This is a genomic window from Silvania hatchlandensis (assembly GCF_025564065.1).
Lineage (GTDB): Bacteria > Pseudomonadota > Gammaproteobacteria > Enterobacterales > Enterobacteriaceae > Enterobacter > Enterobacter hatchlandensis.
Map to the genome: position 1 here is coordinate 42561 of NZ_JAMGZK010000053.1, position 24563 is coordinate 67123.

Annotated in this window: 35 protein-coding genes; 7 read left to right on the forward strand and 28 right to left on the reverse strand. The window is 53.1% G+C overall.

What is annotated here, in order from left to right:
• Window positions 1-12: 12 nt before the first annotated feature.
• The 5 genes from M8014_RS17310 to M8014_RS17330 form a co-directional block, all read right to left on the reverse strand.
• Complete coding sequence (locus M8014_RS17310; RefSeq protein ID WP_271283626.1) at window positions 13-765, reverse strand: DUF6651 domain-containing protein; 753 nt, start codon at window positions 763-765, stop codon at window positions 13-15.
• Window positions 766-889: 124 nt separating this feature from the next.
• Window positions 890-1993, reverse strand: a complete 1104-nt coding sequence (locus M8014_RS17315; protein ID WP_271283627.1) for a structural protein — start codon at window positions 1991-1993, stop codon at window positions 890-892.
• A gap of 1 nt (window position 1994) precedes the next feature.
• Window positions 1995-3398 carry a DUF4055 domain-containing protein gene (locus M8014_RS17320; RefSeq protein WP_271283628.1) on the reverse strand — a complete coding sequence of 468 codons (1404 nt, stop codon included), beginning with the start codon at window positions 3396-3398 and terminating at the stop codon, window positions 1995-1997.
• A gap of 4 nt (window positions 3399-3402) precedes the next feature.
• Window positions 3403-4974 (reverse strand): terminase, encoded by a 1572-nt coding sequence (locus M8014_RS17325; protein ID WP_271283629.1) that lies wholly within the window; start codon window positions 4972-4974, stop codon window positions 3403-3405.
• Window positions 4971-5543 carry a terminase small subunit gene (locus M8014_RS17330; RefSeq protein WP_271283630.1) on the reverse strand — a complete coding sequence of 191 codons (573 nt, stop codon included), beginning with the start codon at window positions 5541-5543 and terminating at the stop codon, window positions 4971-4973. Before M8014_RS17330 ends, M8014_RS17325 begins: the two co-directional genes overlap by 4 nt.
• A gap of 11 nt (window positions 5544-5554) precedes the next feature.
• On the opposite strand from M8014_RS17330, the gene M8014_RS17335 reads away from it, so the two are divergent.
• Complete coding sequence (locus M8014_RS17335) at window positions 5555-6043, forward strand: hypothetical protein (RefSeq protein ID WP_271283631.1); 489 nt, start codon at window positions 5555-5557, stop codon at window positions 6041-6043.
• A 99-nt stretch (window positions 6044-6142) separates the two neighbouring features.
• On the opposite strand, the gene M8014_RS17340 is transcribed toward M8014_RS17335, so the two are convergent.
• The 15 genes from M8014_RS17340 to M8014_RS17410 form a co-directional block, all read right to left on the reverse strand.
• On the reverse strand, window positions 6143-6517 hold the full coding sequence (locus M8014_RS17340) for a hypothetical protein (RefSeq protein ID WP_271283632.1): 375 nt from the start codon (window positions 6515-6517) through the stop codon (window positions 6143-6145).
• A complete protein-coding gene (locus M8014_RS17345) occupies window positions 6510-6821 on the reverse strand; it encodes a hypothetical protein (RefSeq protein ID WP_271283633.1) in 312 nt (103 codons plus the stop codon). Before M8014_RS17345 ends, M8014_RS17340 begins: the two co-directional genes overlap by 8 nt.
• 285 nt (window positions 6822-7106) lie before the next feature.
• Window positions 7107-7379: a hypothetical protein gene (locus tag M8014_RS17350; protein ID WP_271283634.1), complete on the reverse strand. Its 273-nt coding sequence runs from the start codon at window positions 7377-7379 to the stop codon at window positions 7107-7109.
• The gene (locus M8014_RS17355) at window positions 7376-7918 is read right to left on the reverse strand and encodes a glycoside hydrolase family 108 protein (RefSeq protein ID WP_271283635.1); all 543 of its coding nucleotides are present in this window, start codon (window positions 7916-7918) and stop codon (window positions 7376-7378) included. The genes M8014_RS17350 and M8014_RS17355 overlap by 4 nt, the downstream gene beginning before the upstream one ends.
• Entirely contained in the window at window positions 7915-8193 is a 279-nt protein-coding gene (locus M8014_RS17360; protein WP_271283636.1) for a phage holin family protein, read from the reverse strand. The genes M8014_RS17355 and M8014_RS17360 overlap by 4 nt, the downstream gene beginning before the upstream one ends.
• Window positions 8190-8588: a putative holin gene (locus tag M8014_RS17365; protein WP_271283637.1), complete on the reverse strand. Its 399-nt coding sequence runs from the start codon at window positions 8586-8588 to the stop codon at window positions 8190-8192. Before M8014_RS17365 ends, M8014_RS17360 begins: the two co-directional genes overlap by 4 nt.
• Before the next feature lie 441 nt (window positions 8589-9029).
• Window positions 9030-9314: a hypothetical protein gene (locus M8014_RS17370; RefSeq protein WP_271283638.1), complete on the reverse strand. Its 285-nt coding sequence runs from the start codon at window positions 9312-9314 to the stop codon at window positions 9030-9032.
• Window positions 9315-9514: 200 nt separating this feature from the next.
• Entirely contained in the window at window positions 9515-10330 is an 816-nt protein-coding gene (locus M8014_RS17375; protein ID WP_271283639.1) for an antitermination protein, read from the reverse strand.
• On the reverse strand, window positions 10327-10467 hold the full coding sequence (locus M8014_RS17380) for a YlcG family protein (RefSeq protein ID WP_271283640.1): 141 nt from the start codon (window positions 10465-10467) through the stop codon (window positions 10327-10329). Before M8014_RS17380 ends, M8014_RS17375 begins: the two co-directional genes overlap by 4 nt.
• Complete coding sequence (gene rusA / locus M8014_RS17385; protein ID WP_271283641.1) at window positions 10464-10826, reverse strand: crossover junction endodeoxyribonuclease RusA; 363 nt, start codon at window positions 10824-10826, stop codon at window positions 10464-10466. Before rusA ends, M8014_RS17380 begins: the two co-directional genes overlap by 4 nt.
• Complete coding sequence (locus M8014_RS17390; protein ID WP_271283642.1) at window positions 10823-11488, reverse strand: metallophosphoesterase; 666 nt, start codon at window positions 11486-11488, stop codon at window positions 10823-10825. The genes rusA and M8014_RS17390 overlap by 4 nt, the downstream gene beginning before the upstream one ends.
• The gene (locus M8014_RS17395) at window positions 11485-11775 is read right to left on the reverse strand and encodes a DUF1364 domain-containing protein (protein WP_271283643.1); all 291 of its coding nucleotides are present in this window, start codon (window positions 11773-11775) and stop codon (window positions 11485-11487) included. Before M8014_RS17395 ends, M8014_RS17390 begins: the two co-directional genes overlap by 4 nt.
• Window positions 11776-11777: 2 nt before the next feature.
• On the reverse strand, window positions 11778-11978 hold the full coding sequence (locus tag M8014_RS17400; protein ID WP_271283644.1) for a hypothetical protein: 201 nt from the start codon (window positions 11976-11978) through the stop codon (window positions 11778-11780).
• Window positions 11979-11982: 4 nt separating this feature from the next.
• A complete protein-coding gene (locus M8014_RS17405) occupies window positions 11983-12582 on the reverse strand; it encodes a DUF1367 family protein (RefSeq protein ID WP_271283645.1) in 600 nt (199 codons plus the stop codon).
• Between the two features lie 34 nt (window positions 12583-12616).
• Entirely contained in the window at window positions 12617-12793 is a 177-nt protein-coding gene (locus M8014_RS17410; protein ID WP_271283646.1) for a hypothetical protein, read from the reverse strand.
• An 858-nt stretch (window positions 12794-13651) separates the two neighbouring features.
• Between M8014_RS17410 and M8014_RS17415 the strand changes: the two genes are divergently transcribed.
• Window positions 13652-13846, forward strand: a complete 195-nt coding sequence (locus M8014_RS17415; RefSeq protein WP_032651382.1) for a hypothetical protein — start codon at window positions 13652-13654, stop codon at window positions 13844-13846.
• 73 nt (window positions 13847-13919) lie between these two features.
• On the opposite strand, the gene M8014_RS17420 is transcribed toward M8014_RS17415, so the two are convergent.
• The 8 genes from M8014_RS17420 to M8014_RS17455 all read right to left on the reverse strand — a co-directional run bounded on the left by M8014_RS17420 (window position 13920) and on the right by M8014_RS17455 (window position 18466).
• Window positions 13920-14393, reverse strand: a complete 474-nt coding sequence (locus M8014_RS17420; protein ID WP_271283647.1) for a class I SAM-dependent methyltransferase — start codon at window positions 14391-14393, stop codon at window positions 13920-13922.
• 4 nt (window positions 14394-14397) lie between these two features.
• Complete coding sequence (locus tag M8014_RS17425) at window positions 14398-14865, reverse strand: hypothetical protein (RefSeq protein WP_271283648.1); 468 nt, start codon at window positions 14863-14865, stop codon at window positions 14398-14400.
• The gene (locus tag M8014_RS17430) at window positions 14862-15155 is read right to left on the reverse strand and encodes a helix-turn-helix domain-containing protein (RefSeq protein WP_271283649.1); all 294 of its coding nucleotides are present in this window, start codon (window positions 15153-15155) and stop codon (window positions 14862-14864) included. Before M8014_RS17430 ends, M8014_RS17425 begins: the two co-directional genes overlap by 4 nt.
• The gene (locus M8014_RS17435) at window positions 15155-16558 is read right to left on the reverse strand and encodes a DnaB-like helicase C-terminal domain-containing protein (RefSeq protein ID WP_271283650.1); all 1404 of its coding nucleotides are present in this window, start codon (window positions 16556-16558) and stop codon (window positions 15155-15157) included. The genes M8014_RS17430 and M8014_RS17435 overlap by 1 nt, the downstream gene beginning before the upstream one ends.
• Complete coding sequence (locus M8014_RS17440; RefSeq protein ID WP_271283651.1) at window positions 16548-17474, reverse strand: DNA replication protein; 927 nt, start codon at window positions 17472-17474, stop codon at window positions 16548-16550. Before M8014_RS17440 ends, M8014_RS17435 begins: the two co-directional genes overlap by 11 nt.
• Window positions 17467-17613 (reverse strand): hypothetical protein, encoded by a 147-nt coding sequence (locus tag M8014_RS17445; protein ID WP_271283652.1) that lies wholly within the window; start codon window positions 17611-17613, stop codon window positions 17467-17469. Before M8014_RS17445 ends, M8014_RS17440 begins: the two co-directional genes overlap by 8 nt.
• Before the next feature lie 83 nt (window positions 17614-17696).
• Window positions 17697-18236, reverse strand: coding sequence for a toxin YdaT domain-containing protein (locus M8014_RS17450; RefSeq protein ID WP_271283653.1), 540 nt, complete (start codon window positions 18234-18236; stop codon window positions 17697-17699).
• Window positions 18237-18247: 11 nt separating this feature from the next.
• Window positions 18248-18466 carry a transcriptional regulator gene (locus M8014_RS17455; protein WP_271283654.1) on the reverse strand — a complete coding sequence of 73 codons (219 nt, stop codon included), beginning with the start codon at window positions 18464-18466 and terminating at the stop codon, window positions 18248-18250.
• Between the two features lie 101 nt (window positions 18467-18567).
• Here M8014_RS17455 and M8014_RS17460 point away from each other — a divergent pair, with 101 nt between their 5' ends.
• From M8014_RS17460 to M8014_RS17480, 5 genes are all read left to right on the forward strand, one after another.
• Window positions 18568-18960 (forward strand): helix-turn-helix domain-containing protein, encoded by a 393-nt coding sequence (locus M8014_RS17460; RefSeq protein WP_202667958.1) that lies wholly within the window; start codon window positions 18568-18570, stop codon window positions 18958-18960.
• A 192-nt stretch (window positions 18961-19152) separates the two neighbouring features.
• Window positions 19153-19626: a DUF6932 family protein gene (locus M8014_RS17465; protein ID WP_271283655.1), complete on the forward strand. Its 474-nt coding sequence runs from the start codon at window positions 19153-19155 to the stop codon at window positions 19624-19626.
• Window positions 19623-20555, forward strand: a complete 933-nt coding sequence (locus M8014_RS17470) for a hypothetical protein (RefSeq protein ID WP_271283656.1) — start codon at window positions 19623-19625, stop codon at window positions 20553-20555. Before M8014_RS17465 ends, M8014_RS17470 begins: the two co-directional genes overlap by 4 nt.
• 474 nt (window positions 20556-21029) lie before the next feature.
• Window positions 21030-21194 (forward strand): YdaE family protein, encoded by a 165-nt coding sequence (locus M8014_RS17475; RefSeq protein WP_271283657.1) that lies wholly within the window; start codon window positions 21030-21032, stop codon window positions 21192-21194.
• Window positions 21195-21332: 138 nt separating this feature from the next.
• Window positions 21333-24560 (forward strand): RecE family exodeoxyribonuclease, encoded by a 3228-nt coding sequence (locus M8014_RS17480; RefSeq protein WP_271283658.1) that lies wholly within the window; start codon window positions 21333-21335, stop codon window positions 24558-24560.
• Window positions 24561-24563 lie beyond the last annotated feature (3 nt).

The following is a 24563-nucleotide window of genomic DNA, read 5'->3' on the forward strand; positions in this document are numbered from 1 at the left end:
GCTCCTTTCGATTTAATCGACGATGCTGACGCCGTCTTTCAGCGCTGCTTGCTTGCCAGCGTTATCCAGGGAATCAAACGCACCGCGTTTCATGGTTTTTTGCCCGGCCTGATGTTGAGACTGACGAGAGTCCCCACCAGTGGTTCCGGACGCTTTGAGGATGTAGTCTTTCTGCGGATGCAACTCGACCAGAGATTCCAGCGCTTCATCGAAGCCAGCCAGTTCGCCGGGCTTGGTGCGGGAGAACACCTTGTTGCCCTGACCGTCGTATGCCACGACCTTGCCGTCTTCGATTTTGAAGTTCTGCCCGAAGTGGGAACGTACAAACTCAGCAGGGATCGCCATCTTCTCGGAGATGAACTTCGAGCCACCGAAGCGACCGCCGATCATCTCGTTATAAAGCTGGGTCTCCAGCGTCTGGCTCTTGCCGTTCGCTTCGTCCAGCTGCTGCTGGAACACCTTGGTGATCTCAGCCTTTACCTGGTCAACGGCACCAGCATCGAGCAGCTTCTTCTGGTCGATTTTGGTCATCATATCCAGAGCTTCGAGCGCCTTGGTCGGGTCGGTGATGCCAGCGAATTTCGCGAGACCGGCTTCCGCCACCTCCTTCGCCTCACGGTGAGTTTTGGCCTCGCCGTTCAGGGAAGTGATTTTGGTCATCGCTGCAACCGCGTCGAACGGGATATCTTTGCCGTCATCATGGACGTACACAGGCATACCGTTTTCAACGACCACATGTCCGTTAGCATCGAGTTTGAGTTTCATTGTTTTGCTCCAGCCTTCCGGCCATTGGTAATAGGTCATCCGACCCGGTCACCGCGTCGCATCCGCTCAGCGGCAGGCATAAAAAAAGCCACCCGAAGGCAGCCTGATGTTGATTATGTTTGTGTTACTCGAACGCCGACGCATCCACGCGGCGCAGTTCGTCCAGGGTCAGGAACTCCCCGGCATCGTTGAACATCTCCGGCACCGTGATTTTGCCGTCACGCAGCATCTGCGCGCGGGTAACGCCCAGCACCTGCTCCTGCCGCGCGTATGGTTGCCGGGCAAGCCACTCGGCATAACTGGTATGCGCTGGCACCTGCCCGTCCATTGAGGCGCGTGTAGCGCTGCTCAGCTCGCCTGATGCTATCTGCAATTCCTCCCACGACTTCGTTAGCAGGATTTCGCCGGAGCGGCAGCAGAAGTGAATCTTGCCGGGTCCGCGCAGATACGGCACCACATGCCCCAGCGGTTTGCCATCGAGCGAGTAGAGTTTGCGGTCACGGATGATGCACCACTGGCTGGTATGCGTGTCGAGCGTGGATGACCACTGTTTAGCTTTCACGATATCGCTGTTAGCCAGGGCGAAATCCTGACGCGCCGAGGCGGCCATATGGTTCACCGCCGTGCGCGTCACCACAGCCAGGTCACGGCGAGAGGTATTGATCACCCCGTCCTCGCGATTACGCTGCGGCGTACCCGCCACGCGCCTGACAATCTGCTCGACTGTCTCACCCTGCAGGAAACCAGAGCGAACGGCGTTGGTGATTTTGTCCAGCCGATCCGATTCAAGCTTCTTACCCCACTCTTTCAGCAACCGCCCCTGAAAGGGCTGCGCCACAGCTGCGGCGTAAACCTGCTCAGGGGCAATGCTCTGGAGCGGTACATGCTTGAGGATCTGCCTGGGGATGATGCTGCTGAACAGGTCCAGCTGATACCCGGCCTCATAGTCAACGTAGCGCGTCAGTTCCCGCGCCAGCGCATCGTTAACCGGTTCATAGGCCTGCTGGTTCAGGTCACGCACGCCAGCCAGCAGTGAAGCCAGGCGGCGGGCGCTATAGGTATCAGCACGCTTACCGTCCAGCAGCACCAGCAACCGGGCCGCCAGATCTGCATCCAGCTTACTCAGCAGCGAAACCATGCGCCGGGCGACGCCGTTACCGTAGCGGGTTACATACAGGCCGTGCGCTATTGTTTCGTCCTGCAGGCGATCGTTTACGGAGCGCGCCATGTCACACCTCGTCTATCGTTCTGTTATCCAGAGAGGATGATTCGGCCAGCAACTCGTCTAAGACCTTCTCCGGGTCTGCGTCTGCATCAATCAGGTTGAGCTTCTGCAGCGCCTTAATCGCATCGACACGACGGAGGTCGCCACCCTGGCGCAACGACTGAATAGCCAGTGCAGCGGGAGGATTGAACTCTTTCGACTCGACGTCCAGCTCTGTGCGGACATCGACGCTGCCGCCATCTTTCTCACCGATGTACTCGGCCATGATTTGCAGGATGTTGTCGATCGCATCCTCGAGGCTGGTTGCCATGGTGTAGAGCGGCGACTGCTCCTGCATCTTCTCTTCCGATGTCTGGTCAACAGACTTGGTCGAGGTGTTGTCAGTGCGCAGCAGCTTGGCCCCCGCCTGGCGCATCTGCTCCACCAGGTCGGTCAGGGAGTCTTTACCAGCACCGATTGAAGAGCCTGTGTGCTCGACGTACTCAAGCCCCTGCTTTTGTCTATCGGTAAAGGATGCAGCAGAGGAAGAGCCAATCACCAGCTCCTGCCCCTCCTCCAGCCCGAACACGGTAAGGATCGGCACGCGCGCAACGTGCAGAATGTTGTCCTGCTCACTCTGACTCTGCCAGTGTTTGACGTTCAGCAGCGCCATGTTGAGCAACGGCGGTGAGCCGCACATAAAGCCAGTGCGCTTGGTGTAGAGCGTGACCAGCGTGATGTCCCTGCGGGAGGTTTTCCACTCTTCGTGCAGCGACCAGTTCGCCTGGCCGTCAGTGCCTGTGGACTTACGGTAGATTTGAACACTTCCCGGCGTCAGCAGGCGGATCTGCTCGACCTTTGTCTGTCCGAAGTCGTCACCGTCTTCGACCACCACCTCTTTGATACGCAGCGCAGTGAGCTGCACCTTGCCGCCGACCATCTTCGACTTCCAGCCAATCACCTGACGGGGATTCAGCATGGTGACGTAGGGCCGCGCGCCGGTGGCTTTCTCATCAGCCTTGGTTTTCACCTGTTCGGCGTCCACCCGGGGATAATCCACCAGCGCATGGGACAGGCCATATTGCATCGCCAGGCTAAAGAACGCCTGCGCCCACACATCAAGGCGGCTTCCTTCCAGATCCACGTTCTTCGCGAACTCACGGAGCTGTTCTGGCACATTCTCACCCAACTGAATCGGCTCAGCGAATACGCGCCCGACGTTCTGATTGATCGTCTCTTCGTAGCCCGGGAGCAGCGTAGCCACAGCCACGCGATTTTTGTAGTCTTCTTTGTCTTCCTTCGGCCAGCGCGGCATATAAGCCTCACCGAGCTGGCGCATATAAAGCGTGCCGCCCATCAGGGCATCGTTGATATCCCACGCGTGAACCATGTTCCCATAGTCCAGATTGGGGGTTGAAATATCAGGCATGGGTTTAGAGCCTCAGGCTGGTGACTTTGCCGACTTTCTTCGGCGGTGAATGCAGGACGGCGTATCGCGTACCGTCCCAGTCGTGATCTTCCTGCTGGGTGTCTACATCGTCAGGGTTCTTACTGTCGCGAACGAGCACCGGCACACGGCTTATCCAGCCCCGGCAGTAGTCAAACACGTAGAACGCTGGTTTCTCAGGCATGCCTGACTCCAGTTTCTTACCTTCAATGACTGCCTCGAGCATGTCAGCAAACAGGGCTGCACCGTTCACGCGCGATCCCGGCTTCTTATTGGATGGCACCCACTTAACGCCCTGCGATTCCATCTTCTGGGCAATGGATAGTTCATCATCTCCGGTGTTGTAGATCGCGCCATCAGCCGGGCCAGGTGTAATCTTCTTGCAAATGCCGGGCATGATGTTCAGTTGCCCCAGCGTCACCCCGTTGAGCTTTATCTCCTCGGGTTCAGCCAGTTCCTCACCCACCAGCCGTTTATCGACCCACGCCACGCCTTTGGCGACGTTGGTGGATGACATATTCAGGCCTTTGTTCAGCTCGTCCGGCGGACAGCCGTACCACTCACCAATCAGAATCAGCGACCCGGCAGGCGGGCAGAACTGGCGACCATCAGGCAGCTCGGCGGCAGTGCCGTCGGTGCGCGCCCACCAGAGGTTTGAGAAGGGTTTCGACTCGCCCCAGTCATGAGAGCGGTCAACCGTCCAGCTATCCGGGATGCGGAAGGGCTTGATGACGTGCAGCGATAAATTCCACAGGTGGTCAAACCGCCCACCGCTGGTGACGTCCCAGGAACCCTCGACCCACGCCTTACGGCGGTTCGGGTCTTTGATAGCCATCAACGTTGCGATGTACTGCGGATCCAGATACGGGTTCTCTTTGAACGAGCCGTGAATCGCCACGCGCGTCAGCGTCACGTCTTCTTCTCGTTCGGTCTGCGGGTTAAATACCCGCTGGGTTTCGCGAATGATGGTGCCGCGCGGTGCTGGCTCGATGAAGCGTTTCTTCACCCAGGTGTGACCGATACCAAACGGGTTTGTGGTGCTGAATGTCTCCAGCGGGATCGGCTTCAGTAGTGACCCATCATCTCGCGGATAATTCTCTGGCCGGAACGAGGAGCGTCGGCATGAGAACATCATTTCGTAGAACTCAGCCGACTGTTGCTTGGTCAGTTCGTTGAAGCCGATGAACGGAAACTCCTGACCGTGATAGTCCCAGTAATCACCCTCTTCTTTCCCGAAGCGGAACAGCAGCTCTTCGCCAGTCGGCCACACCCAGCGCAGTTCAGATGCTGACGCCAGATAGCGCGCACCATCGTTAAACAGGCGATACATACGCTTTGACTGGGTGATGATGTCGGTGAGGTTTTTATACTCGGTATCGAATATCACGCCTCGCCAGAACGAGCCATAGCCCAGACCTACTAGGCGTCGAAAGCGCGCCAGCTGCGCGGCGGTTTTACCGGGCCCACGCGTTCCCTCATAGAGCACTTCGTTGCAAGGGCAGCTCAGCGACAGGGATTGCGAGCCGGGGAGCGGTTTCCATACGGCTTTGTAATTCATCCGCCAAGGACCTCGCTCTGCTGCTTCTGCGCTGCCGCTTCCCACTCATCAACGTTATCGCACGATGGGACCGGCATGATGCTGTGGGTGGCCGTGACTTTCTGCTCCACCTGCTCTTTAAACGCCTGCACGCGAACGTGCTTGCCGAGCAGTTCTAGGTTCTTCACCTTGTCAGGCCATTTAATCTTCTTGAGGATGGTCTCTGCCGTTTCTTCGTCGAAATTCTGGATTGTGGTGCTTATGTCCAATCCGGTTAGCGAAATTCGCCAGGCTTTAGGCCACGAGGTGATCGGCTTCAGGCTGCCGTCGTCGTTAAGGATGTCCAGAACGTCCATCTGGTCGATCTCTATCAAGCGCCGGAGCACATAATCAGCATCAATACCGATATCTTCGTTGCGCTTCGTTTTGAGTTCGACGATCCTGTTTTGGATGACAAGTTTTGACAATAACTGAGCGGCGATGCGGTTTGCAGTTTTGACGCTGTACCCCGCCCGAATAGCCGCTTGCGTAGCGTTTAAATCGATGAGGTACTCGCGACAAAACATATCCTGTTTTGCGTTGAGTGCCATAGGTTTCCTAAATGAAAATAGATGAATTAATTAAATTCTGCTCCGACGTCAGACAAGCTTTAGAGTTGGCTAACTCTGAAGGAGTTCATGATGAGCAGACAAGTCTCGGAATGAGCGATTTCCCTACTGGTTGTTGTGGCGAAACAACTGATTTGCTTGCTTATTTGATTTACGAACAGTTTGGCGAAATAGCATTACATCGCTCTGGAACATACATGTCATATATCAAAAATGACGCAAGGCTTCGTGATAACAATAACCATGCTTGGCTTGAGCTATCAGGAACAATCATTGACCTAACGGCAGATCAATTCAATGATCGTGGGTTTAATAACCCTGCGGTTATGATTACTCAAGATAAGACTTTTCATGCTCTATTTTCATCACGAGATGGCAGATACAATCCAGAATCAGCCACAAAGCCGAAACTAAGCCACAGATTGACCAGGTCTTTCTGGTACTTACAAGATAAGCTGCGTTCGTCTGGGTGGTCTTTGTAAGGAGCATCCTCTTCATCAATATGCCATTACGATAAGTCTACCCATGGTGATGGCAATAAAAAAACCGCCCGGAGGCGGCTGCAGTAAAAGCCAAGCTGTTTATTTTTTATCCTTAAAATAATAACCTATAATAAAACCTAGCGAAGTCCCAAGCGCCCCGATCATTATAGATAATATTTTCTCAAGCTCTAATAAGTGTATCTCACTTGCCCCAGTGGTAATTCCCGCCAACTTAAGTTTAATACCCCAATTTATTGCAGACCAATTGTAAAGCCAAACAAATAAACAAGAGAATATCAACATACCAAAAAAGCCAAGCAAAAAAGAAAGAGTTAATGTATTTCTCGTTTTCCCATCTTTCAAAAGCTGCTGTTTAGCATCAATCTCAACTTGATCTAAAGATGATTCATTTTCATTCTTTTCTTTTCTCAAGCGCCTGATGTCATTCAGAACATTATCTAAATCATTAGGCATTTTTATTTGCCTCTGAGATACTTGAAAGTAATTTTATTGCATCAATATATTGATCCCTGAATGATTCATTATATTCATTGTGCAGGGCTAGACATTTTTTCATCTCAGGAATAAGCGTCCATACAAATGTATAAACAGCATTTTCTTCATGTGTTCTCACGGCAGCATCTTTATTATTAATTTCTTCTGCCGCATCAATTATTTTTTCAAAAAAAACCAAACTAGCATCAACAAATTCCGAAGTCTTGGCATGATGCTGATTGAGTAGTTTTAAAACTTTTGCAATTTTCTGTATGTTGGTCATGTGAACTCCTCTCACTCACAAATATACATTCTACATATGCAACGAAAGGAATCCTACTGATTCATCATTTGAGTATTAGCAAAACGCCCCAAACAGCATCGTTTACTAGCGCTTGCTTGCAAGATTTTTTCTCTTTTAGAGAAGATGAGGCCGTTTGGCGTACAGTTCGCCTGCCACGATTTGTTGTGCGCCAGGATGTCGCGCTTAGTCTGACGATCCATCACCTGGATGTCGTGCTCAGTGAGGCGAATCGCACTCACCCAGTCGCAGCCAGTATCGATGACCTCAACTTTTGCGGGTCCAGTTTCCGCGCAGCTCACGATCAACATCGTCATCAGCCATATGGCTAACCGTCTGCTGTACATTGCTGGCCTCCTTCGTTACTTCAACGCGGCGTTCTGCAGCTGCTTTGGTGGCTGCGGCGTTATCGTCGGTTCGCTGCTTATCCGCTTTGGCTTCCGCCTTTTCGCGTCCACGCATGCTGCCCAGACCGAAAGCGCCCAGCACCAGCATGATGGCAAGCCCGATTGCCGCCAGAATGGCTTTCAGTTTCGTCATAGGCTCACGCGCTCCCTTACCCAGCCATACACGAATGACTCGTTTTGCGGGCGCTGCTCTGCCAGTTCGAGATAACGCTGCCCCTGGCTGCAGTTCAGGGCACGGAGCAATACGGCCTCCCCTTCACTACCACGCTTCGCCAGGAAGGACCTCAACGCGCTGATGCTGCGCGGGCCAATCTGGCCGTCGGGGATCAGGTCGGGATACAGCTGCTGCTGATTGTTGAACGCGTTCAGCCAACGCTGGAACCATTTAACCTGGACTGTCGGCCCCATGTTCACGCCGGTGTCGCAGAGTTCGGCAGCGATGGCAGGGGATGCAGCCGCCACCTGTTCGAAGCGCGGGCCATACCAGTAATCGGCCTCGAGGATGTCGAGAGCCTGCTGGCGGCTCAGGTCGCGCATATCGCCGGAATAACCGTGGGCGCGGGCCGTTGTCTGGGTGATCCCCCATTTCGTCGGGCCGCCTTTGTCGTTCGGGTGATTAACGTAACCGCCCTCTTTGCCGAGGATGGCGTTGAAGATGTCGTCTTTGGTCATGGGTCCACCCTTGCAACCTTTGCCAGATTTCCCCTGGCGCGCCATACCGCGATGCAGATGGCTGCATTGAGCAATAGCTCGCCAGGATCCACGTAACTGTAATGCCCCCGGATAATGCGGAACGCCGTGAACCCGGCAGCCAGGATAAGCAGGTATGCCATCCATGCCACGCCGGGGCGATGCGTTTTCCCGCTTTTACGGAAGAACATCAGACGCCCCACGATAGCGAGACAAATAACGGCATTTGCATCGAGCAACAGCATTTGCCATGTCATTGGCCTTCCTCCTCCAGCCCGGGCATCTTCCCGCGTTTTGACTTAGCGAGAATACGCAGCAGGACTGCAACGGAAATGGAAGCTGATACCAGCGCCCCGATGGACGGGGACACTTCAATGCTTACCGGCGGCTTCATCAGGCTCAGAGGGGTATTGATGATCCCCGCCATGATTTTCGCCATCGGCTCAGAGAAGAACACGCCACCCATAAACGAGATGACTGCAAAGATGATCTGCTTCCAGAGTTGATGGGGCTCAGCCGTCAGCACATACATTGCCGCCCCTGCGAGCGCGCACAGCATTACTGCAGGCGTAGCCTCAGGAAAGAGCGAGGCGAAAGTCACCCCGGCCGTTCCCGCCGCTACAGCGCTGGCAGCAGTTAGTGGATCAGACATAGATATTCCGTGTGTAAGTAGGTTCAGGCTCTCCGGATGCTTAACGACAAAGCACCTGATGGGGGTTTCCGGGAGCCTGAAATAGAAAAAGGCCGCCAATTGGCAGCCTCTAAAAATTCTTTGCCACTTCTCGGAGTGGCCACGCTCATGCCCTTGAGGTGCTGTCGCTCTATCGCCGCTGATAACCGGTGCGCGTCTGGCATTCGCGCTGCTCTACCGGAGCTTGTTTTGATCTATGAACCCTTACCCATCACTACACAGGCTCGCCATTACGCGACTCGGGGCAGCATCATGACTGCTGCGTTGCCTTACGGCTGCGGTCTATCCGTTTGTCCGTCACATTTTTTCACCTTTCAGAAACGACAAAGCCCCGGCTGGATGCCGAGGCTTCTTGGGTGCCCCCCTGGATACCAAGGTCTCATAGGCACGATTTAAATAATATTACTGACCAGTGAGAATCATCGTTGTGATGTCACATCTGGTCAGTGGAGCAGTGATATTTGTTTCGTCAAACTCGTCAGCACGTTCAAACTTTTTATGGTTTGCGCCGTTCATAGTCGTTACTGAATTGTCGACGTGAATAAGCTGATAATTTGGCTGAATACCTTTCCCTGTGATGCCCAGCCTAACAGCTATAACATCCGGCCTGTCCAACATGCCTAATAACTGGGTCTTGAACTCTGCAGGTAAGGAAGAGATTTTTCCATCCCAGACTTTATTGTTCATGCTTAAACTCCTGATTATTTATCCATTAATCCAAAGCGGCACTGCGAGACGCATTATTAAAAAGAGTTAAGCACAAAAAACCCGCTCGAAGGCGGGTTTCTCAACGTTGAACATACAATGCCCAGCGTTAGAAAGAAATTAACACAGATTCGGGAAAAGTAAATAGTTCACTGTTGAAACGTAAGCTATTTTCGTGAGCTCTATCTTGTTATCTTTTTCAACTGCGCCTCTGCCCACGCCTCCTCGATATCGAATTTCGTGATCAGCTGATCGTAGAATGGCTTAACCGATTTCTTCCAGGTATCCAGGCTTATCGCGCTAGTAATCTGGCAAACAGCCGCATGGGCCTCGGTTGACGGGATACGCTCATATCCGCGCCCACTGCAGCGTTTGCAGTCAGTCAGCACCGGTACGCCCTGCCTCTGCGTTGCCTTCTGGTCTACAGCTTTACCGCGCCCCCGGCAATCATTGCAGGCACAGCTAACAACTTTCTTCCCCTTGCAGGTGGAGCAGAGCACGCGGGCCACCTCTCGCACTTGGCGCTTAACCTCGAAATCACTCGGTGATTGCTTCAGGTCTTTGGCCCACTGAGGGAGCCGCATGGTGTAGTGCGATTTCATCGAGAACACGTCAGCCTCAATGAACCCCTGCCCGGCGCAGCAATCGCATTGCTTCACGCTGGCGGCGCTGCGCGAGTAATCCTCAAAGGCGAACGTAGCCAGCTGCTGCATCACCATGGGCTTAACCTCGTCGCCCAACTTGCGTAATGCGGCAACTTTGTCGCATTTGGTCAGGGCGTATTCCGCCAGCAGCGCGATCGCCTTCTCCCGGTCATTTTTACTGATACCCATTTTGCCGAGGAATGCACTGTACCCCATCGCTGCACGCTCCTGCGTCATACCCATCGCAGCCATGATATCCGTGCCGGTCAGTGAGTCTGAGGCAGTAGCGCGCGGGGAGTCGCTAATCAGCGTCGATTTCGCGAAGTGATATCGCAGAGTATTTTCGAGGTTCATGCAGCAGCTCCTGCTATCTGTTCAATGCGAAGAAAGTTACGAAGTATGCGGTAGTCCACCAGCACCGTTCCCGGGCGGCGATAGATGCGAAGACGCTGCCAGCGCATGCGGAGTGATTCAATCAGTTCTGGTTTCATGCTGGCTCCAGCTCGGTGATGGTCAATTCCAGTTTTCCGCCTTTGACGATCGGCATCCGTTTTACGCGGTAATCGTCAACCTGCTGGTCATCCTCCCAGAACCCGGCTTTGGTCAGCGCATCGAATGCCGCCTTCTGCAGGTTGTCCAGGTCACGTCGGCGGCGGTCAGGCATATGGCACTCAATGCGGATCTTTACCGGGGAGGTGATGCCGACATCCAGCATCCCGTCTTTGATGATTTGGGCCACTCGGTCGCGGTAAGCCTGCCCTTCTGCGCTGATGTGCGTGCGCCCGCGATTGTGGCGGTAATAGCGGTTATTGCTCGGCGGCCACGGCAAAGTGATGACGTAAGTGTTCATTGGGCACCACCCTGAACCTGCACCATTGTCAGGTTGCCGCAGAACACGGCGCCGGTATCGATATACATCTGGTTGGCAAATTTCAGGGGTTCACTGGCCGGGGTGTGACCGAAAATGAACAGATCAGCACCGGTGATATCAGAGGCCTTACCGCGATGCCCATAGCTCACCCGATCCCGGTTCCAGATGACCATTTCCTCCGGTACAGGCTTATCGAACGCATATTCGTTATGCGGGTAGTCGGCGTGACAGATGACCACTTTACGGGCGCCGGTCACCAGTTCGATGATCAGCGGGAGTTCAGCAGCTTTGCGAACCAAAGATTTAGCCAGCTTCTCCTGGTCATAGTCGAGGTTAAAGAACCAGGCCCCACCGTTACGCACCCAGTGATACGGCATTCCGCCAGGCGCAAGGGCATCTATCATCATCTGCTCATGGTTGCCACGAACTGCGCGGAACCACGGCATAGAGATCAGGTCCAGGCACTCCACGTTCTCGGTACCGCGGTCGACGAGGTCACCAACGGAGATAAGCAGATCCTGCGCCGGGTCGAAGTCCACCTTGCCAAGCTGGGTCATGAGGTTCGTGTAGCAGCCATGCAGATCGCCGACTACCCAGATATTGCGCCAGTCAGCGCCGTTGATGCGTTGATAAATGCTCATGCCTTCACCTTCCCCTCTTTCAACCAGATAACCTGCGTGCGGGCCATGCCTTCCAGCGCGCACTCCTTTGCATAATCCGCATCAACCAGGTGAGTGCGGCGGTCTATTTCGTCGTGACAACTGCTGCATGCGATGGTGGCGATCAGGTCGGGCGGCTTAATACCGGTACCGCACAGACCAGCCAGGCGGATATGCGCCAGAATGGATGTTTCGGGGTTGCCATTGCACACGCCGGGGATCCGCACCTGGCATTCACGACCTCGAGCTGCTTTACGTAAATCAGCCATGATCACCCCCAGACCTTTTGGCGGAACGTCCGTGGTGTACGCTCCTGGCGTCGGGCTTCAGGTAGCCTGGCACTGACTGTCCAGGTAATCAGATCGGGATTCAGGTTGCGCTCAACGGCAACGCCGCGCGCCCGGTATGTCGCCATCAGCTCATCGGCCTGATCGGTTGTGCATTCCGTGTAGTGGAACCATGATTTCGCCATCTGGTCAGCTCCCGAAGCTCATCAGCTGCGCGGCGGCGTTCTCCGCTTCGCTCTGGTCTTTGAATGACCGGGACAATATCCAGCGCCACAGAACATCGAGCGCGGCCTTGTACAGCTGCTGGAACTCGGTTTCGTCCATGTTGGCGAAGGCGATACTGCGGGGGTGTTTTCGGAGGGTGCCGTCAGGCAGCTGGATGGTGTCGTAGTGGCCGGATTCTATGGTCACCCAAGCGCGGTAGGCGTCGAAGGATTTGCACAGGCTGATGCCATTGGTGATGCGGCGGCTGCCAACCTGCTCGAGGTACTGCTCAGCAGCATCCAGCAGCGTGCCTTCGCTACCGCCAAACGAGGCGAGGAATTTCGCATAGCCGGTGATCAGCTTGCGTTCGTTCGAGGAGATAGCGCCGCCGGTTGGCTCCCAGTATTCGAAACCGAGATTCAGCAGAGCGAAGAAACGACGGTGAAAGGCCGGATTACGGACCTGTTTGAAGTCGGCCACCAGCACGGCACCGAGCTTGCATTTTGAATGCAGAAAATCGCCGGTCTCGGGCGTTGCCGGGATCAGGATTCCTGAGGACTGCTTGATGAGTTGTAACTGCGCCATGGTGTTCTCCGTGGCGCATCAGGTCAACGGCTGTTCAGACCGTTGATATCATAATATCAGAGGGTTGCGAGACGTGGTAGCCAATGCTGGTAAGAAACCGGGCAGCAGATGACGGCGTGAACACAAATTCATCATCCAAAAGTGGACGAAGCGAGACCAGGCCGTTCTTGCGGTAGACGAGATAGCCGCGATCGAGCGGCATCGAGCCCATAACCTTTCCATCTGAACGCCTGACAATGTCGTACCAGTCATTTTGTTTGTTGCTATCACTGCTATCCCTCACATAACCCCCTTCTCTGGTATCAACAAAATCTATCCAACGGCAGGAGCTTTGCCCCTCTATGAAGCCAAAATAGCAAATGGCTTAAATTTCCTAATAGGTTAGCCGCAGGAAAAATGAAACTTTTTTGAATCAGTGTTTAAACAATACAACAAATAACTGTATGGATAAACAGTGTTTAGTAATTTTGATAAAGTATGCGCCTGAACAGCACGTTTAGGCAAGTTCATTTATCTATTTGATTTGAATAATTATTTTCGCTACTTTTGCGTAAAAAATGATCGTTAATTTTAACAGGAGAGGTGCGCTGCATTGTGGTTTGTAAATATATGATTCGGAAACTTTAGGCGCTCTGTCAGGTAGTGGCCGCCTACAACAACCGATATTTCGCTGCCGATGCCGCGGGTGTCAGGTTGGTAATTTGTTACCAGGCAGTGTCTATTTCATAATCGATTTAGCAGATCAATTTCACTATATCGATCGGTTATATCGATCAGGTGTTTCAGGGGTGCCTTTTTCACCTATCATTGGACGATAAAAAGGCCTCCGAAGAGGCCCTGGCTGTCGATATGGGGATTCCCATATCGCTTGTATGGTCTGTTTGAGGCCTGACGCGACTAAACGCCCACTAAAAATGGGGGGTTGAGAGATGCAGTTACTTTTGTGAAAATTAATGATGCACCTGAGTAAGATAGAGCAAGTACAGAAGCATAAGTGAATCTTGGGACTAAATAATAAGAATAAAAAATTGCTCATTAGTAAACGGTTTCCTTCATTAAAGGTGTTGTCATGTCTCAAGAGCCCACTGCAGGCCAATTTTTTTGGGGTATTATTCTTTTTGTTATCACTGCAATTCCTCTTGGATGTATCGGAGTTGCTATGCTGGTGATGGCGCAAGGGATAGAGCGTTGGTCTGGTCTTGTTTTCTTAGCTATTGCTTTTGGTATTAGCCAGGGCATCTGGAAAAAGCTGTCTGGAAAATAACTAAGAATCCACAGAATAAAGCAGGATTATTATCCTGCTTTTTTTTCGCGCGATATGTAGCCAATCTTCTGGATTAGTCCTTCACAAAAATTATCCAGTGGGTCTTGTCGTTCTTCCCGGTGCGCTGGCCTATGATTGGCTTTACGTCTGTCAGTGCCAGAACCTGACTAACCGGGATCTGCGTTTCGTTCCATTTGAAGATGAGAACCCCGTGTGGCCACAACACCCGGAACGCCTCAGAGAACCCGGCGCGGAGATCGTCACGCCAAGTGTCTTTGTTCAGTCTCCCGTATTTTTTTCCCATCCAGGCATCTTCACCAACACGCTCAAGATGAGGAGGATCGAACACCACCACAGGGAAGGTATTGTCAGCGAACGGTAGTGCACGGAAATCGGCGAGCAAATCCGGACTGATGACCAGATGACGTCCGTCACATAGTGTGTGCTCTTCGGCGCGGATGTCGCTAAATACGGCGCGAGTATCCTGCTTATCGAACCAGAACATGCGCGAACCACAGCACATGTCCAAAATAGTTTGCTCGGACATACCCCTACTCCCCCTTGATGCTGATGCCAGCGGCGGCCAGCGCCTCGATAACATCATCGCGCCTCAGATAGTCGCCATCAGCATCTGGCTCTATACATCGGTACGATTCGAATGGGTTTCGGGACATTTCATGAATGTCATATCGACCTGTAAGTACAACCTCCCGCGCCTCCAGTTCAGCGACGCGCTTCTCTGCTGCCCCAAGAGCTTTGCCCAGCCCGGAATTTTTGCTTTCCAGCGATTCGATACGGTCTGCCTGCTGGTTGATGTGGCCACGCTGCGCGTCCCAGGCCTTCGCCAGAACATCTCGCAGCTTCGTCATCTCGCCCAGCGCCGTGGTGGTGCTGTCCAGCCGTTCGGCCAGGCGGGAAAGAATCTTCGCAATGTCGATGATCGGCGTGTCGCTGCTCAGCGCCTTCGCCAGGTGATGACCAACGGCCACCAGCTCTTTGTTGCTCAGTGAATCACTCATGCTGATACCCTCCCGTAAAACGCCAATACCCGCTTCATCGCTTCGCTCTGGCGACACTCCTGGAAAATCAGGTTGGTGCTGCGCTTACCTGACTGTTCATCGCGCGTAATCAGGCGGTAATGCACCGCGCGCCACTCTTTGCTGTCGACCACCACCACACCCTGCTTCTCCAGGATTCGTGCTGCTTGATTCACTCCGGTTTGCGATATCTTGCATGCAGCTGCCACATCAGCCGCAGAGAAGGTCCTGTGTGTTCTCAGGTAGTGTAAAATTGCCTGTTTGGCCGTCATTAGAATCCACCTCGCTTGGATGCTTTCTCTTCCCTCTGGCGGCGGCTTTGCTCAGCTGCTACCTGGTCACAGTCGTAAATTGAGCCGTTACGTTGCTCGCAGTAGACGACGCCGGACTGGCCGTGGCGGTTTAGCCTCAGCAGCAGCTCGGTATCACTCTGGTTGGCGTTCTCGTCGTAAGCGCCCTCACGGTAAATACCGATCCAGTAGTCGCAGTCCTGCTCAATCTGTCCGGTGTCTCGGGAGTCGCTCGGCAGTGGGCGCTTGTTAACGCGTTTTTCCAGGTCACGGTTGAGCTGCGTCAGCAGAACGACGACGCAATCCAGCTCCTTGGCCAGGTTCTTCAGACCTTTGGTGATCAGGCCATACGCCAGGTCGTTTCGGTCAGCTTTCTCGGCAGCCATGAGCGTGAGGTAGTCAACCAGCACCATCCCAACCTTGCCCTTCTCCCGCTTGATGCGCCGTGCCTCAGCGATGATGTGCGACAGGCTGACACCCGGCGTATCGTCGATGAAGAAATTACCGCTCTCGACCATCTGCATTGCCCTGGCGTTCGCCATCGCGAACTCGGTATCGCTGTCAGCGCCGCGGTAAAAAATATCCGTATTCACGCCAGACACCTGTCCGATCATGCGCTCGAAAATCTGCTTATCCGGCATCTCCAGACTGAACAGGATGGCGGGTAGTTCTTCGTTCATCGCGCAGTTGATGGCCAGCTGGCTGTACAGTGTGGTCTTACCCATTTTTGGACGAGCACCGATAACCAGCAGGGATCCGCGAACCAGGCCTTTCGGCTCCAGCAGGGCATCCAGTGAGGGAATGCCGGTTGATAACCCGCGAGATCGCTGTTTCGGGTCGAAGCGCATTTCCAGCTCGTCGATCCAGTCTTCCATAACATCGCTGAGCGCGCGGGCGCCGCGGCGAGAACCGGTCTTAGCGTGATCAGCCATCTGAGTGAAAATCGACTGAACCGCCTCAAACTTCTGCGTAGCCGTCATACCGTTTCGGGCATACAGCAGCTCAGTTGCCTCAGTCATGCGCTGGATGCCGTAACGCTCCATGGCCGACTCGCGTACCGACATGGCGTAAGCCACGATGTTCGCGGCGCTGGGGGTGTTCTTTGAGAGCTCAGCCAGGTATGCGAAGCCACCTACCCGCTCCGTCAGGCCTTTGCTTTCCAGTGCATCGAACAATGTCAGGCCATCCACCGGCTTGTTGTCACGGAACATCTGCTGCATCTCGGCGTAGATCACCTGGTGTGCCCGGTTGTAAAACGCCTCAGGTTTCAGGAGTGACAGAACGGTGCGGGTTCGCTCGCTGCTGTCGTCACCCAGCATCAGGCCGCCAATCACGCTTTGTTCAGCCTCAGGGCTGCATGGTGGGGTCATGAGTTCAGAGATCATCGCAGGCCCCCTCGCGGGTTTTCGCGTACACGTCGACGCTCAGGAAGTACTCGAGCGACTTGCGGCGCCAGGTTTTCCCTGTGCGCTGATCGGGGCGGTTCTCCAGCATCCAGCGGCAGTTGCTGGCGATGTAGTTCAGGTAGTCTTCCCAGTCCTGCAGGGTAAAACCTGCACCACCCAGCTGGCGGTTTGCATCTGAGGCTTTTTTCCAGAACGAGCGGATCAGGTTGCGGCGCTTGTCAGTCAGGATTCGTATGGCTTGGGCTTCAGGCAGTACACGGTGATAAATCTCGACTACCTGCTCACAGCTGAGAGACGGTTTTTTCGGCTCTGGATTTTGTGCAGCTGATGCACTCTCTTCTACGTCAGTAGAAGAGATATTATTTAATATATTGTTTGTGGGAATTTGATTGGTAATCGTCTTGGTACAACCTTCCCCGGAAGCCGCGCCAGAAGCGGGTTTGGCTTGGTAATCCTCCTGGTAATTTGGTTGGTAATTTTTTTGCTCATTTTTCAAGCAATTCAGGCCCTGATATTCGTCATATTTAGTGACCGTGATCAGGGTGAATTTGCGATTTGAGAGGCAGGAAATCATGCCCAGTTTCTCCAGTTTGCGGAGGAGATACTGAACGCGATCGGACTCGAGGCCTGTCTCTTTTGCCAGGGTATTTCTGCCAGTGATCACCTGACCACGGCTTACGGGCTGATCGCCGAACTCGGTGGCCACCATGCCCGGGGCAGAGTTAACTTTCAGGATCAGATGCACCCACAGATGCATAGCCTCGAAATCCGTCCTGTAGAACGGTAATTCCATGATTTTGCGATGCAGGAACACCAGACCCTGCCCGCCAGTTTGTGGAGTCTCCATGGGCTGCTGAGCCCCTCTGAAATCGGACAATAGGAGAACATTACTCACGGACAGCCTCCTTGCGCTTGAGTGCGTTCAGCAGCTCGCGCATACGAGCGCCTACCGATGGGTTAATCGAACGCAAGAACTGATCCCGGGTAATGCTTTTATGTACTTTGGTCTGGAAATAGCGTGGTTTTTTTGCCATTATTCCTCCTGCAATTGGTCGAACTTTTGCACCTGAAAGCCGTTGGTGTTCGCGCACCGCGGCTTTCGCCTTTTTAGTCTTCTTCACATGACCCCCAGCATTGATGTCACCATCGTCATCAGCGGCCCTACCTGCTCCGGCATGAGCTTGAACAACGACGCTATACCCTCGCTAACCTCTTTCAGCTTTTGGTGTTCTGGCGCATCCAGCATTACCGCCTGCTTTGCCTCTGCGACCTCTTTCTCGGCTTTGGCCAAGCGCGTCAGTTTGCATTCGCCGCCGATCAGATGCGTGCGGAACTCCAACGGCAGAACGGCAATGATTGCCGGGGACAGCTGTTGGACGTTCTCGCGGTATTGCTTAGAGTCGAAGCGGTTATCCAGGAAGCGGAACAGCTTCTGCCGGGCACGGCTGTGATCTGCCGGAAAGTCGATACCCTCGCCACCACTCCGGCACCACTCTTCAACGATCAGGGCCGTTACAACGTCCTGCCCGGCTACTGCTGACCAGGCGCGAACGGCATCACGGAGGGCGCCACAGCTGACGCCTGTTTTTGTTTGAGCGCGATTTATCAGCGCTGCTGGATTGAACCCGTTACTCTGTTGATACGTAAGTGATTGCATTGTTAACACTCCTACTTTGGTAAACCGTCAGTGGGATTTGGGTAGAGATCTGGGCGCAGTTCGTGGGGGGTTACGCCGGTGGCATGAAAAATAGGAAGGACTCGGGCCTGTGGCACCTGTCCACCGTTACGATTTCTCCAGTGGCTTACATTCATTGCGCTGGTAGATAAAAGTTCAGCCAGTTTTGTTGCACTACCAGCTGCAGCGATGGCCTTGTCTAATGCGTTCATATGGGCTCCAAAGGTTGAGTGATGAGAATTAAACATAATGTTTAGTTTCTTGTCAACTTTTTGAGTGTTGAGCTGATAAACATTTGGTTTAGAATCCTGTTATGAAAGAAAAAACCCATCAGACGGATCACCCGCAGGTGCTCAGGCTCAACGAGATAATTGAGCAGAAAGGCATTTCGAAAGCTGACATGGCGCGAATCTGTGGCGTCAGCTCCCAATCGGTTAACAACTGGTTCGTGCGCGGGACGATCGGTAAAAGCTCGGCGATCAAACTGGCTGATGCGCTTGGGGTGAGTCTCGCCTGGCTATTAGGTCAGGAAGTCGACCCGAAAGATGGGCTTAAGCCTGACGAACAGCGCCTGCTTGAGCTCTACCGCCAGCTGCCGGAGGAAGAGCAGCAGAACATGCTCCGCATCTTCGCGATTCGCCTGAAGGAGTTGGACGAGCTGTATGAGAAGTACATGAAGGGGCGTATCCGGTCGCAGGGGGACTAAGCCGTTTTCCCAGTGTCCGCTAATGCTTATGATTAACGGAAAATGCAAGATCACGGGTGTTGCGAGGGACACTAAATTGCCGCTGATTTAGCTGTAGCCCAAAGAACCCGATGTGTAGGTTGAAAAAAAATAAGCCGCAGAAATGCGGACAAAAAGAACAGACAAATTTTTAGCATAAAATAAGGACTTAGGATGGATAAGCCTTGCTTCCCTCCCCTTCTTCCTGCCGGATTTCATGACTTAGATAATATTAGTATCAAGTCGATATTTGTTGATGCTTTCCCGGAATCCGTCAGAAGGAGTATGCTACACTGTAATTATATACAGCTTTTAGGGCAGTTTGAGTTAGTAAATCAGCAGTGCCGATGCTTCTCCGAGATATGGATAGACGGGTCATTTACAACTGAAAAACCAGAGCCAGATGATATCGACATCCTTGTGGTTGTCGATTTTTTAGCCCTGAACTCATTACCTCAAACTCTAATGCCGTTAGTAAATACTCTGTTAAACAGAGATTATGTAAAGTTAAACTTCGATATCGATGTCCTTTTGCTTCCTGAAAATCATCCTGATATCAATTACATTGATAAACGCAGTTATTGGAGAGGCTGGTTTGGTTTCGACCGCAAGGAGAATCCTAAGGGTCTAGTGAGGGTCATGCTATGAGCGATGATAAAACATTTAAATCTCTTAAAGAGAGAATTGCGTTTATTCAACGTGATGTAGATTTGCTTGAAAAGCATAAGAGCAGATCATTCGCTGATGACATCATTTTTAGATCTTTTGATTCTCATTTAAGTGATCTGCGTGAAGCACAGCGAGCGCTAGAAAACAAACATCCACTGCAAGATTTCATGGAGCTGCGACTTAAAGGAGTGCTGGTAGATTTTGGCTCTATACCTTTGGATATTTTATCAGTCATTTCAGGAAATCTTGCTGCTCTGGTGCAGAAGGCTGTTCATAGGATTAGTTCTGGAAAAGATTCACGGCGAGTACCTATCGACATAAAAAACTCATTAAACATGAGATTGGCAGATTTGACACCAGGCTCAACAAAGTTAGGGGTGACCTTTTCTACTGGATCTTGTGAACTCGTCGAAACGGTATCAAGTCAGGCTGTTAAGGAGATTTTTTCACTTTTATCCTCATCTGATGACGATAATTTCATGGCAAAAATTGCAGAGATTGGTTCTCATTCAGCAGTTAACTTAAAAAACATTATCGATGAATGCGAGAAGAGCAGTCTTAACTTTGATCTAACTTGGATTGGCCCTTTTAGTGAAGGGACAAAGCAAGTGTCGATTAGCGCTGAAGGAATCCACCAACTTAACAATAGATTGGCGCTAACTAAAATAACTCAACTACCCGATGAGCACATATCAGGTGAGTTAGCTATCCTTTCCATGTACGGCAAGTTAGAGATTGCTGGAGAAAATGGAAAGGTAAAAGCCTCTTATCCTATTGATATGCTTAAAGAAATTCAAAGATTGTGCAAAGTTGGCGAACGAATATCATTAGTTGCGAGCGTTTCAGAAATTCATAATGAAAGATTAGGAACCTCAAGGCGTAACTATATGGTTAAAAGGATAGGATGATTTACTGACCCGGCCACCGCGCCGGGTTTTTATACCCCTCACCTACCAGCTCCGCCGAAATCCCCACACGAAACCCCCGATCCCGACCTTAATGTCGGGATTTTTTTTGCCTGCAACCCGGCTGAAGCCTCAAAAAGACCCGCAAATAAACTTTTTGTTTACTCATAATTACTCATTTAGTTGACACCTGTTTAAACATTGTGTTTAATCTCTATCACCAAGACGCACAACGAACCACCCAGGCAGGACGCCCACGAAGTAGCCGCCGATGGCGTACGAATAGTCGGATGAGGTGGAGAGAATAACGCGCATCAGGTTCAAGAAACGTTCCGCCAGCCTGGCGACAAGGGCAAATGAGGGTGACCATGATTGACTACGCACGTAAACCAGTACGGCAGCAGGCCGTAAAACTGAGTTCTATTGGGGCGTTTATTCGCCGCCTCTGTTACCTGCTGGCACAGAAGGGGAATCCTGATGTGTAACTCGAAAGAATGCGCTTACTGCCGCAAACCAATCGAGCAAGGGAAAGAAGTTAAAAACGTTTTGCTATTCATCCGCGGCGCCCAGTTGGCGCGCGAACAACGTGATTACTGTTCAGAGCGTTGCGCTTCGTACGACCAGATGGCTCACGAAGGCTAACGCAATAACCCGCCGAAGCGGGCTCTACGTCCGGTGCCACCGACCAAAGTACACCGGAATTTATACCTAAACCAAAAACACACCCAATGGGCGCTATCTCTGGCCCGGGGATCTTACATCCAAAAATGAGGATCTGACATGGAATTCTTTTATGTGGTCAAGGCCACTCAGAAATCCGGTAAGCAAGATGCCGTAGTGTGGCTCTCCGCTAATACCGCATCACGCGCTGCGCTGCAGCTTGATGTCGCGCTGGAAGATGCAGGCATCGAAACAGGCCGTGGTAAGGACTATGCCAAACCTGTCCGTACTGATTTCCCGGTGTTCAATGACCTGCCGGAAGAAAACACCGTCGATTTAACCTGGTGCGAGCGCTACGAACTGGCCGAAGACCAGCACACATGGGATGTGATCCCCGGCGCCGCGACAGAGGGCGAGACCAACCTCGATACGGCAAGCACCACCAATGATGCGAATCTCCCTGCCAAGCCGGAAACTACCGTTGATACGCCGGAAGCCGCCACCACTGTTCCGGTTGAAGGCCGCACTCCTGCTGTCCGCTTCGCCGTCTATCTGCTGGGCGACAAATACCATTCCGAGATCAGCAAAGAGCAGCAGATGGTTGCCAGCGAAATGGCGCTGGACGAGGGCAATGTTTACCTCCAGAACCTGCTGCAGGCCAAGAATGACGTTCCTGATATGAGCGAGCTGACCGGGCATGCTGAGTGGAAATTGGTGCAGGCAATCAAAGATGTGTTCCCGCAGGGTGCGCAGCACGAATCCGCGCTGCTGGCCGCCTTCATGTCGAGCTGGATTAAAGCCGAAGCAGGCGATCGTAATCAGTTGGTTGAGGACTGGAAGAGTGGAAAGCTCCCGGCCAAGAATGAGCCTGATTACTGGTATGAGAATGGCCTGAGGGTCCTCAAAAGCGGTGATGAGTTTACTCGTTATGCGGTATGCAAACTGCCGTTCCGTAAACAGCTCCTGGCACAACTGACAGTCGACGAACTGCGCCATCATGTAACCCGCGGCGAACATGCCGAGTTACACGAGCTGGAAATGGATACCAACAACGCCTATGTCCAAGATCTCCTGCTTGCAGCTGAAAGCAGCCCTGAGGTGAAGGCCTTTGATACCAAGGACCTTTGGCGTTACACCAAGGCTATTCGCGAAGTTTTCAGCATGGGAAAACGCCATGGGCTGTCGTTGCTGCTGCAGTTCACAAAGGCCTGGTTGGCTACTGATTCCAGTGAACATGAAACCCTGACGCGCGAATGGGTCGCCAGCAATCGCATAGAGGGTGTTGGCATCCCAAAAGACCAGAAGTCCGTAGAGCCACAACCTTCCGAACCGTATAAGCGCGCCGTCGCGCAGAACATGGCGAACCTGAGCATCGAGATCGCGATCGCCCTGCTGTACCCGGATGCTGTACCCGGGAAAATTAACCGTGCGCAACTGGTGGCCGCAAAAGAACTGGCTGATAAAAAAGATGAAACCCATGCCAGGGCTCTCAAGGTGCTCGACAAAACATCGGACAGTTTCGATTACAACGCTGACAGTATTTTTGGTGTCACCCGTGCAATCCCATGGAGCGTAGAAAAAACCACAGTCGAACTGCGTAAGCAGGTTCGTGAATGGTTCACCGCGAACGGCATCTATGAAAATGGCGAGCGCTCAAAAGGCTATCCGGAATGGGATGAAGATCCTCGCGCTAGCCGCCAGACCAAAGTGGAAGAATCTACGGTATCCAGCCAGCCACAGGTCGCCAGCCTCGGCGGCGGCGTGTTCTCCATCGAAGGCCTTATGGGCGAACAGCAGCAAAAAACAGATGACCGTTCACCATCAAAAGAGGAGACCACCAGCGATGTGCAGATGGAAGAGACTAACCCGGCGGAAGGAGAAGCTGGTAACGCGGTACCACCAGGCGAAAGCGTTGATGCAGTTGATCCGCAAACAGTTGCCCTGAATCCGGCTGAGGTGCTGGCCGCTGCCGCGCCGGAACTGGCTAATGCCACCCAAGCGCAAGCCGAGACAGCAGCGCTGGAAGGCGAACTGATGCCGCAGGAACCGGCCCCGGAATATCCGGCTTACTTTGAACCGGGCCGCTATGAGGGTCTGCCGAACAACGTGTATCACGGCGCCAACGGGATCAGCAGCACCCAGGTGAAAGATGCCCGTGTAAGCCTGATGTATTTCAACGCGCGCCACGTTGCTAAGACCATTCCTCGCGAAGGTTCAAAAGTGCTGGATATGGGCAACCTGGTTCACGGCCTTGCGCTGCAGCCTGAAAACCTTGATGAGGAATTCAGCGTTGAGCCGGTAATCCCGGAAGGGGCCTTCACTACGGCGGCGACTATCCGCGCCTTTATCGACGAGCATAACGCCAGCCTGCCAGCCCTGCTGAGCGCTGACGATATCAAAGCGCTGCTCGAGCAGCACAACGCCACCCTGCCCGCACAGGTGCCGATGGGCGGAAGCCTGGATGAAACAGCGCAGAGCTACATGATGCTGCCGGCGGAATATCAGCGTATCGAGGCAGACCAGAAGCAGACCGCTGTCGCAATGAAGGCCTGCATCAAAGAGTACAACGCCACCCTGCCCGCACAGGTGAAAACCAGCGGCAGCCGTGACGCTCTGCTCGAGCAGCTGGCAATCATCAACCCTGACCTGGTCGCACAGGAAGCGCAGAAACCTGCGCCGCTGAAAGTGTCCGGCACCAAAGCGGATCTGATTCAGGCGGTGAAGTCGGTTAACCCGGATGCGGTATTCGCTGACGAACTGCTGGATGCGTGGCGTGAGAACCCAGACGACAAAATTCTGGTTACCCACCAGCAGATGGAAACGGCGCTGGCCATTCAGAAAGCACTGCTCTCGCATCCGACCGCCGGGAAGCTGTTGCTGCACCCTGATCGCGCTGTTGAAACGAGCTACTTCGGTATCGATGAAGAGACCGGGCTTGAAATCCGCGTTCGCCCGGATCTGGAGATCGACATCGAGGCTGTGCGTATCGGGGCCGACCTGAAAACCATCAGCATGTGGAACGTGAAGCAGACCGGCCTGCGCGCCCGCCTGCACCGCGAAATCATCGACCGCGATTATCACCTCAGCGCGGCCATGTACATGAACACCGCAGCGCTGGACCAGTTCTTCTGGGTTTTCGTCAACAAAGACCCTGGCTACCACTGGATCGCCATCGTCGAAGCCAGCGAAGAACTCATCGAGCTGGGGATGCTGGAATATCGCCAGACGATGAACCGTATCGGTAACGCGTTCGACACTGGCGAGTGGCCAGCGCCAATCACCGACGATTATACCGACGAACTGAACGACTTCGACCTGCGCCGCCTTGAAGCGCTGCGCCTGGCTTAATGG

What these genes read in the sequence shown, in the direction of transcription:
- M8014_RS17370 (WP_271283638.1), bottom strand. Translation starts at nt 9,314, where the DNA reads ATGAACAATAAAGTCTGGGATGGAAAAATCTCTTCCTTACCTGCAGAG.
- M8014_RS17315 (WP_271283627.1), bottom strand. Translation starts at nt 1,993, where the DNA reads ATGGCGCGCTCCGTAAACGATCGCCTGCAGGACGAAACAATAGCGCAC.
- M8014_RS17325 (WP_271283629.1), bottom strand. Translation starts at nt 4,974, where the DNA reads ATGAATTACAAAGCCGTATGGAAACCGCTCCCCGGCTCGCAATCCCTG.
- M8014_RS17395 (WP_271283643.1), bottom strand. Translation starts at nt 11,775, where the DNA reads ATGGCTGATTTACGTAAAGCAGCTCGAGGTCGTGAATGCCAGGTGCGG.
- M8014_RS17375 (WP_271283639.1), bottom strand. Translation starts at nt 10,330, where the DNA reads ATGAACCTCGAAAATACTCTGCGATATCACTTCGCGAAATCGACGCTG.
- M8014_RS17345 (WP_271283633.1), bottom strand. Translation starts at nt 6,821, where the DNA reads ATGACCAACATACAGAAAATTGCAAAAGTTTTAAAACTACTCAATCAG.
- M8014_RS17480 (WP_271283658.1), top strand. Translation starts at nt 21,333, where the DNA reads ATGGAATTCTTTTATGTGGTCAAGGCCACTCAGAAATCCGGTAAGCAA.
- M8014_RS17475 (WP_271283657.1), top strand. Translation starts at nt 21,030, where the DNA reads ATGTGTAACTCGAAAGAATGCGCTTACTGCCGCAAACCAATCGAGCAA.
- M8014_RS17320 (WP_271283628.1), bottom strand. Translation starts at nt 3,398, where the DNA reads ATGCCTGATATTTCAACCCCCAATCTGGACTATGGGAACATGGTTCAC.
- M8014_RS17405 (WP_271283645.1), bottom strand. Translation starts at nt 12,582, where the DNA reads ATGGCGCAGTTACAACTCATCAAGCAGTCCTCAGGAATCCTGATCCCG.
- M8014_RS17435 (WP_271283650.1), bottom strand. Translation starts at nt 16,558, where the DNA reads ATGATCTCTGAACTCATGACCCCACCATGCAGCCCTGAGGCTGAACAA.
- M8014_RS17310 (WP_271283626.1), bottom strand. Translation starts at nt 765, where the DNA reads ATGAAACTCAAACTCGATGCTAACGGACATGTGGTCGTTGAAAACGGT.
- M8014_RS17415 (WP_032651382.1), top strand. Translation starts at nt 13,652, where the DNA reads ATGTCTCAAGAGCCCACTGCAGGCCAATTTTTTTGGGGTATTATTCTT.
- M8014_RS17380 (WP_271283640.1), bottom strand. Translation starts at nt 10,467, where the DNA reads ATGAAACCAGAACTGATTGAATCACTCCGCATGCGCTGGCAGCGTCTT.
- M8014_RS17400 (WP_271283644.1), bottom strand. Translation starts at nt 11,978, where the DNA reads ATGGCGAAATCATGGTTCCACTACACGGAATGCACAACCGATCAGGCC.
- M8014_RS17355 (WP_271283635.1), bottom strand. Translation starts at nt 7,918, where the DNA reads ATGACCAAAGACGACATCTTCAACGCCATCCTCGGCAAAGAGGGCGGT.
- M8014_RS17425 (WP_271283648.1), bottom strand. Translation starts at nt 14,865, where the DNA reads ATGAGTGATTCACTGAGCAACAAAGAGCTGGTGGCCGTTGGTCATCAC.
- M8014_RS17350 (WP_271283634.1), bottom strand. Translation starts at nt 7,379, where the DNA reads ATGACGAAACTGAAAGCCATTCTGGCGGCAATCGGGCTTGCCATCATG.
- rusA (WP_271283641.1), bottom strand. Translation starts at nt 10,826, where the DNA reads ATGAACACTTACGTCATCACTTTGCCGTGGCCGCCGAGCAATAACCGC.
- M8014_RS17410 (WP_271283646.1), bottom strand. Translation starts at nt 12,793, where the DNA reads ATGGGCTCGATGCCGCTCGATCGCGGCTATCTCGTCTACCGCAAGAAC.
- M8014_RS17430 (WP_271283649.1), bottom strand. Translation starts at nt 15,155, where the DNA reads ATGACGGCCAAACAGGCAATTTTACACTACCTGAGAACACACAGGACC.
- M8014_RS17335 (WP_271283631.1), top strand. Translation starts at nt 5,555, where the DNA reads ATGAAAATAGATGAATTAATTAAATTCTGCTCCGACGTCAGACAAGCT.
- M8014_RS17465 (WP_271283655.1), top strand. Translation starts at nt 19,153, where the DNA reads ATGGATAAGCCTTGCTTCCCTCCCCTTCTTCCTGCCGGATTTCATGAC.
- M8014_RS17445 (WP_271283652.1), bottom strand. Translation starts at nt 17,613, where the DNA reads ATGGCAAAAAAACCACGCTATTTCCAGACCAAAGTACATAAAAGCATT.
- M8014_RS17470 (WP_271283656.1), top strand. Translation starts at nt 19,623, where the DNA reads ATGAGCGATGATAAAACATTTAAATCTCTTAAAGAGAGAATTGCGTTT.
- M8014_RS17365 (WP_271283637.1), bottom strand. Translation starts at nt 8,588, where the DNA reads ATGTCTGATCCACTAACTGCTGCCAGCGCTGTAGCGGCGGGAACGGCC.
- M8014_RS17360 (WP_271283636.1), bottom strand. Translation starts at nt 8,193, where the DNA reads ATGACATGGCAAATGCTGTTGCTCGATGCAAATGCCGTTATTTGTCTC.
- M8014_RS17450 (WP_271283653.1), bottom strand. Translation starts at nt 18,236, where the DNA reads ATGCAATCACTTACGTATCAACAGAGTAACGGGTTCAATCCAGCAGCG.
- M8014_RS17390 (WP_271283642.1), bottom strand. Translation starts at nt 11,488, where the DNA reads ATGAGCATTTATCAACGCATCAACGGCGCTGACTGGCGCAATATCTGG.
- M8014_RS17340 (WP_271283632.1), bottom strand. Translation starts at nt 6,517, where the DNA reads ATGCCTAATGATTTAGATAATGTTCTGAATGACATCAGGCGCTTGAGA.
- M8014_RS17330 (WP_271283630.1), bottom strand. Translation starts at nt 5,543, where the DNA reads ATGGCACTCAACGCAAAACAGGATATGTTTTGTCGCGAGTACCTCATC.
- M8014_RS17420 (WP_271283647.1), bottom strand. Translation starts at nt 14,393, where the DNA reads ATGTCCGAGCAAACTATTTTGGACATGTGCTGTGGTTCGCGCATGTTC.
- M8014_RS17455 (WP_271283654.1), bottom strand. Translation starts at nt 18,466, where the DNA reads ATGAACGCATTAGACAAGGCCATCGCTGCAGCTGGTAGTGCAACAAAA.
- M8014_RS17460 (WP_202667958.1), top strand. Translation starts at nt 18,568, where the DNA reads ATGAAAGAAAAAACCCATCAGACGGATCACCCGCAGGTGCTCAGGCTC.